We start from the raw sequence: 14,547 nt of genomic DNA, 5'->3' as shown, positions 1-14,547 counted from the left end.
CGCCGTCCGCCGAAGCCCGCTGGGCGTGGCGGCGCCCCGCTTCCCCCGATGACTCACCGAGGTTCCCCCCATGCGCGTACTGTTCGCCGGCGTCCCCGGCGCCGGCCACCTCTTCCCCCTCGTCCCGCTGGCCAGAGCCATGCGTTCGCTGGGCCACGAGGTCGCCGTCGCCTCGATGGACGGCGGCGAGCCGGTCGCCGCGTCCGGGCTGCCGTACCTCCCGATCGCCCCGGGGGTGGACTGGAGCAAGGAGATCCGGGCGCTCGGCCGCGCCCTCCGGCCCGAGCTGCTGCAACGGGTGATCGAGACCAACTCGGCCGACCGGGAGTCGTTCGTCCCGCTGGCCGCCCTCGTCAACACCCTGGTGGCCGACGCGGCCGTCGAACTCGCCGAGCGGTGGCGGCCGGACCTGGTGGTCTACGACTACCAGTTCCCGGTGGCCCTGCTCGCCGCGACCAGCCTGGGCGTACCCGCCGTCCAGCACGACCTCGGATTCGTCCGCACCCCCCGGCTGCGCGCGCTGATGCTCGCGGAGATGGCCGAGGCCTTCGCCCGCCACGGAGCCGACCGGCTGCCCGAACCGGCCGCGACCATCGACCTCGCCCCGCCGAGCATGGCCGGCGCCGAACCGTACGGCTGGTCGCTGCGGCCCGTCGCCTACAACGGCGAGCGCGACGGCGAGGGCGACGGCGCCCTCCCGGACCCCCTGGCCGCGCCCACCCACCGCCCGCGCGTGGCCGTGACGCTGGGCACCGTACCGCCCAAGACCGACGGCCTGACCAGGATCGAGCGGGTGATCGCGGCCGCCGCCGAGACCGACGCCGACTTCGTCCTGGCCACCGGGGACCTCGACCTCGGCACGCTCGGCACCCTGCCCGACAACGTCCGCGCGTACGGCTGGGTCCCGTGGCGCGCCCTGCTGGACACCTGCACCGCCGCGATCCACCACGGCGGCAGCGGCACCGCGCTCGCCGCCCTGGACGCCGGCATCCCGCAACTCGTCCTGCCCGACGGCTCCGACCGCTTCATCAACGCCGACGCGGTCCGCGACCGGGGCGCCGGCCTCAGCGCGCGGGCCGAGGAGATCGCCCCCGCGCTGCTGGACCGGCTGCTCACCGACCCCGCGCTGACCGCCGCGGCCCGCGAGGTCCGCGCCGAGATCGCGGCCATGCCCAGCCCGGCCGAGGTGGCGGAACGGCTCACGCGCCTCGCCGGCTGAGGCCGCGGACGGCGGACGCGGTGCCGCCGCTTCCGGTCGGGGCGTCGCCGGCCAGGCTGCCCGGGCAGGAGTCCGTCCGTGCTGCCGGGGGGGGGACACGGACACGACCGAGCGTGACCCCGAGCAGCCCGGCCTTGACCCGGAGCAGCCGGCCTTCGAACCGTCAAGCGGATCGACGGTGCCGTGCGCGGGCCGCTGATCCGGGCCGACGTGAGCACCCCCGGGCGCCGATGCCGCCCTGGCCGGACGCGGGGGACGAGGACGAACGCGAGGACGAACGCGAGGGCGAACGGCAGTGCCGCGACTGGCGCGGAGGGCCCCGGCCCTCCCGGGCGGAGCGGCAGCAGCGCTCGCCCACACCGTCGGGGCCGCAGGATGACCGGGCGCGGGCAGGCTCGTCGGGCAGGGCGTGACGCGCACGAAGCGAACCCTCACCGCTCTGGCCGGCGCCGCGGCGGTCCTGACCTCGACCCCCGTCCTGCCGGCCCACGCCGCCGACGGATACGACCGCTGCCCCACCGGTTACTACTGCATGTTCTCCGGCCTCGACGGCACCGGGACATGATCAAGCTGACCCGCAGCACGCCCGACCTCGCCCCGCTCGGCATGAACGACCGGGCGAAGTCGGACTGGAACCGGACGTCCTCCGCCATCCACCTCTGGTCGGAGGCGGACTACGGCGGCTGCACGACCGTCACCTCCGCCGGGCCGACCGGCAAGGGCAACTTCTTCCCGGACTACCGGGACTTCTTCAGCTCGGTCCGGTTCGACGGCCCCGGCGGACCGAGCTGCGGCACCCCGCCGGGCGGGGAGGGCTGACCGGGGCCGGACCGGCGCGGCCTCAGACCACCAGAGGGGCGGCCGGGGCCGCGCGGAGATCACGGTCCTCCCCGGGCCCCGGGTCCTCCCGGAGCTCACGCGCCTCCTTGGACCGCGGGTCCTCCGTGGGCCGGCGGTCCTCCCGGGCGCCCCGGTCCTCCCTGTCCTCCCGGAACCCGCGGTCCTCCCGGGGCCGCTGCAGGGCCCCTTCCGGCAGCTCCCGGCCGAGCGGCAGCAGGGCCTCCAGCGGGACCCCGTACGTCAGGACGCGGTCGGCGTCCCGGGTGTGCTGGACCGCCGGGTCCAGCACACCCGGGAACCGGGTCCGGGTGCAGGTGCGCCACTGGACGGCGGCGACCCAGCCCAGCGCCATGCCGATGCCCGCGTAGGCGCGGGCGCGTCCGTCGGGCCAGGTCGGGTCGAGGGCGCGGCCCTCTCCGTCGGCGCACCAGGCGTGGTGGGACACCGTGCCGTCCGCCTCGATCACGTACCCCTCGACGTACGTCAGGGCGGCCGATCTCCGGGCGATCCGCCAGGCGTTGGGGAAACCGGCACCGCCGTTGCCGCGGCGGGGCATACCGGCCGGCCAGGCGGACGGCGTCTGCAGGCGTCCCTGCGCGAGGACCACGGCTTCGGCGGTCAGGCCGCCGCGCGCCGCCCGCGCCCGCAACGCGCCGACAAGGACCCGCTCGTGGTGGGAGGTTCCGGCAATCGAGGTGGAGGACACGCTGGCCAGTCTTCTCAACGCCCAAGGGCTGCGCGAGAAGTACTACGCCATCCGATGCCGCGAGTGCGCCGCCCGCCGCGCCGACGCCGTGTCGCCACCGCGCCGATGCGGGGCCGCTGACGCGTCGGGGCAGCCTCGGGCAGCGCTACACCGCGCCGAGGAAGCCGGGGTCCGGCAGCCCGAACCGCCCGGCGAACTCGGCCGCGACCCCGAGGACTTCGCGCATCGGCACGGCCCGCCGGGTCGTGCCGCCCGGGTCCTCCCGCGCCTCCTCGGACCACAGGAACGGGTACACCGTGATGCCCTGCGCCGGGGCCAGCGCCTCGGCCTCCGCCCGCCAGCCGGGCCAGCGCAGCCCGTCGTAGAACGTCTCCAGGCGGCCCGAGAGCAACCAGGAGACCCACGCGGAGTGGCCCATCGCCAGCTCCTCCCACTCCAGCGTGTCCGGCGCGAAGTAGGTCATCTGCCCCGGCGCACCCGGGCGGCCCGCGGTGGCCGGGTCATGGCCGTTGAGCGCGAACACCCCGCCCACGGCGTCATGACCGACCACCAGCCCGGCTGCCGGATGCCACCCGGGGTCGAACGCGGCGGGGAACCCGTTCACCTGCCCAAGGCTCGGCAGCCCGCCCTCCCCGGCCGAGCCGCCGCCGAACACCCGGACCCACCCGTGGTCCAGCAGGAGCCCGCCGGTGTTCCACACCAGCGCGCCGAGCACCGACCGCGCCGTGACCTGCAACTGCAGCAGACATCGGCGCCCCTCGACCCGGTCCGGGGCGAGCACCCGGGCGTCCACCGGGCTCCCCGCCAGCGCCGCCGCCACCTCCGGCCACGCCGGATCGTCCACCCCGACCAGTTCGTCGATCGCACGCATCCCAGGATGATCGCAGTTCCTACGACCGCCCCGGCACCCGGGTCACGCCCGACGAACCGGTCACGCCCGGCACGCGGGTCACGCCCGGCACGCCCCCGGCGGAGGGCCCCTCCGGCGCGGGCCGCCCGTCGCCACCGGTGCGCTGCCGGTGGCGCGTGGGCGGCCCGTCGGCGGTGTCAGCGGTCTGCCTAGCCCTCCGCCGGGGCGAGGGCGGCGGCCAGGCGGCGCAGTTCGGGGCCGTAGTCGGGGTTGGCGAGGGCGGCGGCGAACTGGGCGCGGAGGTAGGCGGCGGGGTTGCCGGTGTCGTACCAGGTGCCGGCGATGACCTGGCCGTAGACGGCGCGGCGGGCGGCGTACGCGTTGATGGCGTCGGTCAGGTAGACCTCGTCCTCGGGCTTCTCGTGCCAGCGGCGGGTGAGTTCGCGCAGTTCGTCGACGATGCCGGGGGTGATCACGTAGCCGCCGATGGCCGCGTACGCGGAGGGGGCGTCGACCGGCTTGGGCTTCTCGACCAGTCCGGTGATGCGCAGGGAGCCGCCGCCGAGGTCCTCCTTCACCACCGGCACGCCGTAGCGGTAGGAGTCCTCGGGGGCCATCGGCATCAGTGCGAGGACGGGCGCGTTCGTCTGCTCGTACGCCCGGATCAGCTGCTGCGCGCGGGGGACCTCGGCCACGAAGACGTCGTCGGGCCAGAGCACCAGGCAGGGCTCGTCGCCGAAGTGGCGGGCGGCGTTGAGCACCGGGGTGCCGTTGCCGTACGGGCCGTGCTGGTAGAGGTAGCTGATGTGGCCGCGGCGGGACAGCTCCCCGACCTCCTCGACGGCGTCCGCGAACGCCGACTTGCCGTCCCGGCGCAGTTGGTCGACGAGGACGGGGTTGGGCCGGAAGTGCTCCTGGATCAGGCCCTTGTCGCCGTTGACGACGATGGTGATGTCGGTGATGCCGCTCTCGATCAGCTCGCGCACGGTGTGCTCGATCACCGGCTTGTCGCCGACCGGCAGCATCTCCTTCGGCGTGGCCTTGGTCAGCGGCAGGAGGCGGGAGCCGAGCCCGGCGGCGGGGATGACGGCTCGGCGGATCGTCCTGGGGGCCATGTGCCCTCTCTCGTCTCGGCGGTGGCGCGGTGCATCGTGCAGATCGCGGTCGTGACGCCACGTTACCAAGGGTTGTGGTGTGATTATTCGCGTGCGGGGGTGGGGAGTTGGCGCCACGGCACGCGCTGCGGACGCCCGCCCCGAGGCCCCCTCCGAGGCCCCGCCCCGAGGCCCCGCCCGAGGCCCCGTCCCGAGGCCCTGACCGGAGCCCCGCCCTGAGGACCCGTCCCGGGGCACCGGCCCCGGGGCACCCGGACGGCACCGGGCGGGCCCCGCACCGGCGCCGTCCGCGTGCCCCGCTCCTAACGGGTCGTCTGCATCCGGGCCCCGACGGCGTCAGCGGACTCCGGGAGCGCCGCGGCCGGAGCGCCCGGGCGCAGGGCCAGGACGAGGACCGCCGCCCCGGCCAAGAGGACGGCCGCCACGAGCCCGGTGGTGTGCAGCCCGGCGGTGAAGGCCTCGCGGGCGTCCTGCAGCAGCGCGGCGCCCCGGTCCGCCGGCAGCCGGCCCGCGGTGGTGAGGGCGGCGGGCAGGGAGTCCGGGCCGCCGTGGGCGTGGTCGCGGTAGACGGTGGCCGCGAGGGTGCCGAGGAGGGCGAAGCCGAGCGAGCCGCCGAGGTAGTTGCCGGTCTCGGACATCGCGGCGGCCGAGCCGGCCCGCTCGGGCGGGACGGTGCCGAGCACCAGCCCGGTGCCGAGCGCGAACAGCGGGCCGGTGCCCAGGGCCAGCACGGTGATGCCGGCGATCACCACGGGCAGCCCTCCCGGGCCGCCGGTGCCGTCCGCGAGGGCGGTCAGTAGCGCGCCCAGCCCGGAGACCGCCAGGCCGCCCGCGATCGCGGTGGCGGGCTTCAGCCGGCCGGTCAGGGCGGGCGCGGTCATGGTGCCGAGCGCGACGCCCAGGCCCATCGGGGCGAACAGCACCGCCGAGGCGAACGGCGAGTGCCCGAGCACGCCCTGCAGGTACTGGGTCACCTCCAGACCGGTGCCCGCCATGGCGACCCCGGCCAGCACCAGCGCGACGAGCACGGCCGCGAACGGCCGGTTGCCGGCCCGGCGCAGGTCCAGCAGCCGCAGGTCCAGCAGGGGCGCGTCCTGCCGCAGCTGGCGCCGTACGAAGAGGACGCCGAGCACGGCACCGGCCGCCAGGAGCACCACCGGGGCGACGGCCGCGCCCTCGACGGCGAGCCGCTTGACACCGTGGACCAGCGGCAGCACCGCGCCCAGCGACAGCGCGACGCCCACCGGGTCCAGCCGGCCGGCCCGGTCGCTGCGGTACTCCGGCAGCACGGCGGGCCCGGCCAGCACGAGCAGCACCATCGCCGGCACGGCGGCCAGGAACACCGATCCCCACCAGAAGCGCTGCAGCAGGAACCCGGCGAGGACGGGGCCGAGTGCGCCGCCGGTGAACTGGCAGGTCGCCCAGACGGCGACGGCCCGGCCGCGTTCCCGTTCGTCGCGGAACAGGTTGGTGATCAGGGCGAGCGTGGACGGCGCGAGGGTGGCACCGGCGACGCCGAGCAGCGCGCGGACCACGATCAGCATCAGCGGGCCGGTCGCGAAGGCGGCCGCCGCCGACAGCACCGCGAAGGCCGCCGCTCCGCCCAGCAGCAGGCGACGCCGGCCGATCCGGTCGCCGAGCGTCCCCATCGTGATGACCAGGCCGGCCACCACGAGCCCGTAGGCGTCGCTGATCCACAGCTGCTGGACGCCGGTGGCGCCCAGGTCGGCGCTCAGCTCGGGCAGGGCGAGCAGCAGCGCGGTGGTGTCCATCGCCACGAGCAGCGTGGGCAGCATCAGGAGGGCCAGCCCCAGCCGGGCCCGGGTGAGTCGCATCTCGGGAACTCCTCTTTCCGTGACTTTCCGTACGTCGTCCTCGGACGGTTCGGGGGCTGGTCGGAGCGGACCGGGCGTTCTTGACGCGCCCCGGAGCGGCCCCGGAGATTTCGTGCGAGATTTCCGGCGGAGGACGTCAAGACGGCGGCGTCCGCTCCGACCACCGGTCGAAGCGGCCCCGCCGGGGCCCGCACATCCGAGGGAGACGCACGATGAAGTTCCTGATCAGCCTGCACATCAACCCGGCCGTCCTGGACGCGCTGACCGACGAGGAGAAGGCGGCGATCGGCGCCGGCCACGGCACGTTCATCGAGGAGCTGAAGGAGTCCGGCGAGCTGATCCTGACGCAGGCGCTGGTCGACCCCTCGCAGGCCGCCGTGGTGACCGTCCGCGACGGGCAGCCGGTGGTGACCGACGGTCCGTTCCTGGAGGCGAAGGAGTTCCTGGGCGGCTTCTACCTGGTCGACTGCGAGGACAAGGCGCGGGCGATCGAGCTGGCGGCCCGGATCCCGGACACCCGGATCGAGGGTCTGGGCGTCGAGGTTCGGCAGGTGATGTTCTCCGACGGAAACTTGGAGGCATGACAGCACCGACAGCACCGGACATCGAGGACCTGCTGCGTGGCCTCACGCCGCAGGTCCTCGGCACGTTGGTACGGAAGTACGGCCTGTTCGAGGGGTGCGAGGACGCCGTGCAGGAGGCCGTCCTCGCCGCCGCCGTGCAGTGGCCGTCCGAGGGGGTGCCGGACAACCCGCGCGGGTGGCTGGTGACGGTCGCCTCCCGGCGGCTGGTGGACCAGGTGCGCAGCGACCGGGCGCGCCGCGAGCGGGAGTCGGCGACGGCGGCCGCCGAGGTGGTGCCGGAGTCCGTCCCGGACACCGACGACACGCTCCTGCTGCTGTTCCTGTGCTGCCACCCGGCCCTGACCGCCGCCTCGCAGACCGCCCTGACCCTGCGGGCGGTCGGCGGGCTGACCACGGCCGAGATCGCCCGCGCGTTCCTGGTGCCCGAGGCCACCATGGCGGCCCGGATCAGCCGGGCCAAGCAGCGGATCCGGGCCGCCGGGAGCACCTTCGCCGCACCGGAGGGCGCCGAGCGCGAGGAGCGGCTCAGGGTCGTCCTGCAGGTGCTCTACCTGATCTTCAACGAGGGCTACACGGCCTCCTCGGGCAGCGAGCTGCACCGCCCGGACCTGGCCCGTGAGGCGATCCGGCTCACCCGGACGGTCCACGCCCAGCTGCCCGAGGACGGCGAGGTCGCCGGCCTGCTCGCCCTGATGCTGCTGACGCACGCCCGTCGGAGCGCCCGCACCACGGCCACCGGGGACCTCGTCCCGTTGGACGAGCAGGACCGCACGGCGTGGGACCGCCGCCTGATCGACGAGGGCACCGCGCTGGTCAAGACCGCGCTGGCGGGCCCGGAGCTCGGCCCGTACCGGCTCCAGGCCGCCATCGCCGCCACCCACGCCGACGCGGCCACCGCCGCCGACACCGACTGGCGGCAGGTGCACGGCCTCTACCTGATCCTGGAGCGGATCGCCCCCAACCCGATGGTCACCCTCAACCGGGCGGTCGCCCTGGCCGAGGCCGAAGGCCCCCGGGCGGGCCTGGCCCTGCTCGCGACCCTCGACGCCGACCCCCGCATGGCCGAGCACCACCGCCTGCTGTCCGTCCGGGCGCACCTCCTGGAGAAGGACGGCGACCCGGCCGCCGCCCACGACCACTACCGCCGCGCCGCCCGCGCCACCGCCAGCCTCGCCGAGCAGCGCTACCTGGAGGCCCGCGCCGCCCGCCTGCGGCCGCTCTGACGGACGGGTGCCGGGCGGAGGTCAGGACGTCGGCAGCAGGTAGCGGAGTTTGCCGCCCTCGGCGGCGGTGAGGCGGCCGCCGTTGGCCTCGATGACCCGGCGGGACGCGGTGTTGGCGGCGTCACAGGTCAGTAGGGCCTCCGTGATGCCGAGGGCGGCGCCGACCGGGAGCGCGGCGGCGAGCATGGCGGTCGCGTGGCCCCGGCGGCGGGCGCCCGGCCGGACGTCGTAGCCGATGTGGCCGCCGACCCGGGCCAGTCCCGGGGTCAACCGGTGCCGGATCGCGATCCTGCCCAGCACCTCGTCCCCGTCGGCCCACCACAGGGTGGTCATCGGCACGCCCGCGTCGCGTCGCGCCCCCGCCTCCGTCCGTTCGGCGAGGACCCGGGCGACGTAGCCGCCGAAGGCGGCGGCGTCGCCGGTCAGGGCCGCCGGGTCGACGTCGGTGACGAACCAGGGGACGGGGTGGCCCGGGTCCGCGCGGAACTCGGCCACCGCCGCCAGGAACGACCTCCGCAACCGGACGGTCGGATCGATCAGCCCGGGCACGGACTCTCCTCGGCCGCGTCGGCGTCCGGCGCCCGGTCCTCGGCGCGAGCAGGGCGGAGCCCAGCGGCGCGCCGACCTCGCCGCCGCGCAGCATCCGCCAGCCGACCCGGCGCCCGGTCCTCGAACACCCGACGGGCCACCGGGGGCCCGTCGGGAGTGCCGTCAGCCGTCATCAGCCGGTGCCGCCGGCCTTCAGGACCTGGGCCGCCGCGACGCCGGCGGCGCTGTTGCCGTGGCCGCCGCCCTCGACCTCGGCGGCGACGGCGAGGTCCCCGCGGTAGGCGATGAACCAGCTGTTGGTGGCCTGGCCGCCGGCTTCGACGGTGCCGGTCTTGGCGCCGATCTGGCCGGACAGGCCGGACATCGGCGCGCGGGCGGTGCCCTGGGTGGCGGTCTTGGCCATCATGCCGCGCAGGTCCCGGGCGACATCCGCGGGCAGCCGGCCGGGGGCCGACACCCGCTTGGCGTCGTCCCGCAGGACGGGCTGGCGGAACGTTCCGCTCTGCACGGTGGCGGCCACCGAGGCCATCAGCAGCGAGTTGACCTGGATCTGGCCCTGGCCGATGTACTCGGCGGCCGCCTCGTCCTTGTTCCCCGGCGCCGGGATGGTGGCGTCCCGGCTCGGGATGCCGATGTGCCACTCCAGGCCGAGCCCGAACTGCTCGCGGGCCACCTTGCCGAACGCGCCGGGCGCCAGCTTCTCCAGGCCCTTGTCGATGAAGCCGGTGTTGCAGGAGTGGGTGAAGTCGTCGGTGAGCGTGTACCCGGGGAAGTCGCCGGGCTCGTCGTTGTGCCAGGGCTTGGGGGAGTTGGTGGTGTTCTTGCACGGCACCACGGTGTCCGGGGCCACGCCGGCCTCCAGCAGGGCGGCCGAGGTGACCACCTTCATGGTGGAGCCGGGCGCCTGGCCGCCCGCGACCGCGCGGTTGAACCCGGCGGGGGAGTAGGCCATCGCCAGGATGTGGCCGGTGCTGGGCTCGATCGCCACCAGGGAGGCCGGCTTGCCGCCCGCCGACTGCTGCTTGACCGCCTCCTCGGCGACCTTCTGAAGGTCCGCGTCCAGGGTGAGCTTGACCTGCGGCGCGCTCGGCGGGGTCAGCACGAACAGCTGCTCGGGCTCCTTCCCGGAGCCGCCGGAGAGCACCACGGCCCGTCCGGTGACGACCGCCGCGCCGTTCGCGGGGGCGATCTGGGGCAGCACGGCCGCCAGCGACGGGAAGCCCTCCAGGGGCTTGCCGTTGCGGTCGGTGGGCTTGGTCACCGGGTCGGGCAGCGCCTTCACGGCGATGGTCCTCCCGGTGGCGAGCTGCGGGTGGATGACCGTCGGCGCCCAGCGCACCACCGCCCGGCCGTCCTGGGCCCGGACGACGGTGAGCGCGCTGTCGTACTCCCAGGCGCCGGTCGCGCCCTCGAACTCGGCCTTGACCCGGTAGCCGAGGGCCGGCTCGCCCGGGGTGCCGGACGCCGCCGGGCCCGTCCCGGTCAGCGCGAGCGAGCGCGCCGGCACGTTCTCGTGGAACGCGGTGAGCGCGGCGCGGGCGGCCTCCGGCCGGTCGGTGAGCGCGGAAGCGGCGGTGACGTCGCCGCGGCCCCAGGCCGCCAGGAAGTCCTTCGCCGTCGTCTCGGCCTGGGCGGCGGTCGGCGGCTCCTGCGGGGCCTTGGCCGCGCTGTCGGAGCCCTGCGTGCCGCCGCCGGACGAACCGCCGCCCTGGACGGCGCTCACGATGGTGTACAGGCCGTACCCGCCGACCGCCAGCAGTGCGGCGAACACCCCGCCCACCGCCACCAGGACGGCCCGTCGGGCGCCCGAGCGGCGCGGGGCCGCTTCCTCGTCCTGGAACTCGAAGTCGTCCTCGTCGAGTTCGGTGTACCCGGCGTACCCGTCCGGCTCATGCTCTTCGCGCATGTCCTCGTCCCCCCTGTGTCCTGCTTCGTCCTGCTTCGTCCTGCGGTTTCACGGGACCGCCCCCTCCGGCGTCCCGGCCGGTCGCCCGATCCGTCCGTCGGAGATCCGTTCGAGCGCGGACCAGCCTAAGCGGAGAAGGGCGATCGGTCGACGGCGGGTGGGTCCGCCGGGCGGCCGGGTGCCGACCGGGGCGGCCCCCGGCGTACGGCTGCGCCGCGGTCCGTCCCCCTCGACGGACCGCGGCGCAGCGGCTTCCGGGCGGCGTCGGTCAGGACGCCCCGGTCACACCGGCTGCCACAGGGCCGGGACGATCGGCGGTTCCCAGCCGACCTGGGCGGTGTGGCCCTGGATGCAGACGTAGCCGACGCCGTTGTAGGTCACGGTGTCGCCCGCCTGGTAGGTGGTGCCGGGGGTCCAGGTGCCGCCCGGGTTGGGGTTCCCGTTGCCCACGACCAGCGAGAAGCCGGTGCTGTGGATGGCCTTGCCGGTCCCGGTGAGGGTGATGCCGTAGGTGCCGGCCGCGGTGGAGGCGGAGGTCGTGATGGTGACCGTCGCCGAGCCGCCGGACTGCACCGAGGAGGGGCTGAACGTGACCGTGACACCGGCCGGCACGCCCGAGGCGGTCAGGTTGACCGTCTGGGCCGAGCCGGACGTGGTCGCGGTGGCGACCGTCGCCGAGGTGGAGCCGCCGGGCTGGACGGTGGCGGTGGCGGGGTTCACCGCGAGGGAGAAGTCGTCGGCGGGCGTGCTGCCGCCGACGGAGGTCTTCCAGATGGTGGAGGCCACGCCGTCGGCGCTGCGGTTGAGCACCGTCGCGTCGACGTTGCCGGTGGTGTCGCAGGACTGGTGGTAGCAGGAGTCGTAGGAACGGCCCGCCGTGCCGCCCCACTTGGCGGCCTGCGCCGAGGTCTTGGTGTCGCTGGCGCCGGCCGCGTAGCCGGAGGTCGGGATGCCGGCCTGCTGGAAGGAGTAGTCGTCCGAGCGGCCCTGCCCCTCGACGTTCTCCTCGGGCTGGAGGTTCAGCGAGTCCCAGTAGGCCTTCATCGGCGCCGCGGCCGGGGAGGAGATGTTGTTGATGAAGTAGCCGGCGTTGGGCGAGCCGACCATGTCGAAGTTGTAGTACGCCTTGATCGCGGAGCGCTGCGCGGAGCCCAACTGGCCGACGTAGAACTGCGAGCCCTGCAGGCCCTGTTCCTCGCCGGTCCACCAGGCGAACCGGACGTGCCGGGTCAGGGTGGGGTTCTGCTGGGCGAGCACCAGCGCGTTCTCCAGCAGGGTGGCCGAGCCGGAGCCGTTGTCGTTGATGCCGGGGCCGGCGCCGACGCTGTCGAGGTGCGCGCCGAACATGGTGACCTGGTCGGCGGGGCCGCCGGGCCAGTCGGCGATCAGGTTGTCGGACTGGTAGGTGCAGGAGGTGCAGGTCTGCTGGCTGACGGTGTACCCGGCCGCCTGCAGCTTGGCCTTGAGGTAGGCCACCGACTGGCTGTGTCCGGCGCTGCCCGCCCGGCGGTTGCCGCCGTTCTGGTTGGCGATGGTGTTCAGCTGCGCCAGGTGGGCCTGGACCTTGGCGACGTCGATGTCGGGCGCGGGCCCGCCGGGGTTGCCGCCGCCGACGGTCAGGGTGTACTGGGCGGTGTGGGTGGCCGCGCCGGCGGTGCCGGTGACGGTGATCACGTACGTCCCGGCCGGGGCGCCGGAGGAGGCCGCCAGGGTGAGGGTGGCGGAGGAACCGGTCTGCACGGACGAGGGGCTGATCGTGGCGGTGACCCCGGTCGGGGCGCCCGAAGCGCTCAGGCTGACGGTCTGCGCGGTGCCCGAGGTCAGCGCGGTGCTGATCGTCGCGGTGGTCGAGGCGCCGGGCTGGACGGAGCCGGAGGCCGGGCCGAGCGCCAGCGAGAAGTCGTTGCTGCCGGACGGCGTGCAGCTCGGGTCACCGCTCTGCGCGGGCACGCTGACCGCGTCCCAGGCCGCCTTGGCCCGGGTGAAGAAGGTGCAGGACGGGTCCAGGTTCTTCGCCGCCGTCAGGGTGGCGGTGCGGTAGCGCTTGTACGTCATGCCGCTGGTCTTGAGCAGCATGCCGCCGTAGAAGACCCGCCCGGCGTCCTTGATCCCGATGCCGGTGACGGTGGAGTTGTTGCACGTCGGGCTGGTGGGCTTGCCGCCGCCCGGGTTGGAGCCCTCGGCCAGCAGGTAGAACCAGTGGTTCAGCGGGCCGGCCGCCGCGTGCTCCTCGGTCTGCGGGATGGACGAGGAGTAGCAGTTGGGGTCGTTGTTGACCTGGGAGGGGTTGGACATGTTCCGGATCGGCCCGGTGCCGACCAGGTTGATCATCTCGCCGACGGTGTAGTCCGGGCTGTCGTACGGCGCGGGCTCGTTGGCGTAGGCCTCGGTGAGCGCGCCCATGATGTCGCCGGTGGCCTCGCCGAGGCCGGACTCGTTGTTGGCGCCGCCCGGGGTGTACTGGTCGATGCCGTGGCCGAACTCGTGGCCGACGACGTCGATCGAGGCGATCCACTCGTTCGCCTGGCTGTGGCCGATGGATATCGAGCTGCCGTCCCAGTAGGCGTTGACGTCGTTCAGGCCGACCTTCACCGGCCAGCTGCCGCCGTTGCCGTTGTGCCCGTTGCGGCCCAGCCAGTCGCGGAGCATGTCCCATTCCTTCTGGGCCGCGAACATCGCGTCGCCGCAGGCGGTCTCCTTGGTCGACGGGCTGCCGTTGCCCCAGGAGTCGCCGGCTTTGGAGAAGACCTGGCCGGTGCTGTAGTCCGAGCAGGTCAGGCCGGGCCGGTTCGGGTCGCGCAGCGAGTACGAGCCGCCCGAGGCGGTGGTGCTGATGGTGACCGGGGCGGGGCCGTTCCACTTGCTGTTGAGGGTGCCGGCGCGGACGTCGTCGTAGCTGTCGATCGCCTCGCCGCTCGCGGCGTCCACGAAGACGTGCAGCCGGCTGGGGGCGTTGCCCCGGTGGCCGGTGAGCACGGTCTCCCAGGCGAGTCGGCCGCCGCCGTCCTTGACCCGGACGACCAGCCGGCTGGACTCCACCGTGTCGACGGAGGGCAGGGCGGTGCGGGCGGTCCTCTCCGCGGTGTCCGCGCCGATCCGCGGGGTGACGGACCCGCCGACCGGGCCGGGGGCGGCGGCCTGCAGGCCGCGGACCTTGCCCCGACCGTCGGCGAGCACCACCGCGTCCCCGCCGACCACCGGCAGGCCGCGGTAGCTGCGCTCGTACGCGACGGAGTAGAGGCCGCCGACCCAGGGGGTGACGGCCCGGCGCTCGTAGGTCTCGCCGGGGCCCTTGGCCAGGGCGTCCAGTCCGGCCGCGGCCGCCGCGTCGGCGGCGTCGACCGCGGCGGCCAGGGCGCCGGGCGGTGCCGGGGAGGGGGCGGGCGCGGCGGTGGCCGGCCCCGCGGTGGCGGCGATCAGGCCAGCCAGGACGGTCAGGGTGGTCGCCGTGGTCAGCAACCGGCCTGGGGAAACTCTGCGTTGCATCGAGGCTCCTCGCATGTGGGGGTCCTCGACCGCGGACGGCAACGGCTGGTGGCGCACCGCAGGCCGTGTCGGGGGAGCGGCCGTACGGGCCGTCCGCGCTCGGGTGCCCGAACCCTCACATGGCGTCATGCTCGGGTCAATGGCCGGTGCGGCCCAGGCATAGGGTTGGCAAATTCCGTCAAGCTCGCCGTCCGGCTTCGCGTCAAGCTGGGCTTTTCCGTGAGTGGTTGAGAC

At 74.9% G+C, this 14,547-nt stretch carries 10 protein-coding genes and 1 pseudogene; 4 read left to right on the top strand and 7 right to left on the bottom strand.

What is annotated here, in order from left to right; all coding sequences use genetic code 11:
- Nucleotides 1-70: 70 nt before the first annotated feature.
- Complete coding sequence (locus ACZ6Y7_RS18320; RefSeq protein ID WP_465758919.1) at nucleotides 71-1,219, top strand: nucleotide disphospho-sugar-binding domain-containing protein; 1,149 nt, start codon at nucleotides 71-73, stop codon at nucleotides 1,217-1,219.
- A gap of 532 nt (nucleotides 1,220-1,751) precedes the next feature.
- Nucleotides 1,752-2,038: pseudogene (locus ACZ6Y7_RS18315) on the top strand (peptidase inhibitor family I36 protein).
- A 22-nt stretch (nucleotides 2,039-2,060) separates the two neighbouring features.
- Here the strand turns inward: ACZ6Y7_RS18315 and ACZ6Y7_RS18310 are convergent.
- From ACZ6Y7_RS18310 to ACZ6Y7_RS18295, 4 genes are all read right to left on the bottom strand, one after another.
- Nucleotides 2,061-2,765, bottom strand: a complete 705-nt coding sequence (locus ACZ6Y7_RS18310; RefSeq protein ID WP_465758918.1) for a hypothetical protein — start codon at nucleotides 2,763-2,765, stop codon at nucleotides 2,061-2,063.
- A gap of 145 nt (nucleotides 2,766-2,910) precedes the next feature.
- Entirely contained in the window at nucleotides 2,911-3,636 is a 726-nt protein-coding gene (locus tag ACZ6Y7_RS18305; protein ID WP_465758917.1) for a DUF2625 family protein, read from the bottom strand.
- A gap of 188 nt (nucleotides 3,637-3,824) precedes the next feature.
- Nucleotides 3,825-4,730 (bottom strand): UTP--glucose-1-phosphate uridylyltransferase, encoded by a 906-nt coding sequence (locus ACZ6Y7_RS18300; protein ID WP_465758916.1) that lies wholly within the window; start codon nucleotides 4,728-4,730, stop codon nucleotides 3,825-3,827.
- Between the two features lie 302 nt (nucleotides 4,731-5,032).
- Complete coding sequence (locus ACZ6Y7_RS18295; protein WP_465758915.1) at nucleotides 5,033-6,565, bottom strand: MFS transporter; 1,533 nt, start codon at nucleotides 6,563-6,565, stop codon at nucleotides 5,033-5,035.
- A gap of 212 nt (nucleotides 6,566-6,777) precedes the next feature.
- On the opposite strand from ACZ6Y7_RS18295, the gene ACZ6Y7_RS18290 reads away from it, so the two are divergent.
- Together ACZ6Y7_RS18290 and ACZ6Y7_RS18285 are read left to right on the top strand one after the other, a co-directional pair.
- Nucleotides 6,778-7,149 (top strand): YciI family protein, encoded by a 372-nt coding sequence (locus ACZ6Y7_RS18290; protein WP_465758914.1) that lies wholly within the window; start codon nucleotides 6,778-6,780, stop codon nucleotides 7,147-7,149.
- Nucleotides 7,146-8,372: an RNA polymerase sigma factor gene (locus ACZ6Y7_RS18285; RefSeq protein ID WP_465758913.1), complete on the top strand. Its 1,227-nt coding sequence runs from the start codon at nucleotides 7,146-7,148 to the stop codon at nucleotides 8,370-8,372. Before ACZ6Y7_RS18290 ends, ACZ6Y7_RS18285 begins: the two co-directional genes overlap by 4 nt.
- Before the next feature lie 21 nt (nucleotides 8,373-8,393).
- Here the strand turns inward: ACZ6Y7_RS18285 and ACZ6Y7_RS18280 are convergent, their stop codons facing one another.
- The 3 genes from ACZ6Y7_RS18280 to ACZ6Y7_RS18270 form a co-directional block, all read right to left on the bottom strand.
- Nucleotides 8,394-8,921 carry a GNAT family N-acetyltransferase gene (locus ACZ6Y7_RS18280; protein ID WP_465758912.1) on the bottom strand — a complete coding sequence of 176 codons (528 nt, stop codon included), beginning with the start codon at nucleotides 8,919-8,921 and terminating at the stop codon, nucleotides 8,394-8,396.
- A 172-nt stretch (nucleotides 8,922-9,093) separates the two neighbouring features.
- On the bottom strand, nucleotides 9,094-10,827 hold the full coding sequence (locus ACZ6Y7_RS18275) for a penicillin-binding transpeptidase domain-containing protein (RefSeq protein WP_465758911.1): 1,734 nt from the start codon (nucleotides 10,825-10,827) through the stop codon (nucleotides 9,094-9,096).
- Nucleotides 10,828-11,109: 282 nt separating this feature from the next.
- Entirely contained in the window at nucleotides 11,110-14,313 is a 3,204-nt protein-coding gene (locus ACZ6Y7_RS18270) for a M28 family peptidase (RefSeq protein ID WP_465758910.1), read from the bottom strand.
- Nucleotides 14,314-14,547: the final 234 nt, after the last annotated feature.

The organism is Kitasatospora sp. NPDC053308 (assembly GCF_055585785.1).
This window is presented reverse-complemented; position numbering and strand designations above follow the sequence as displayed.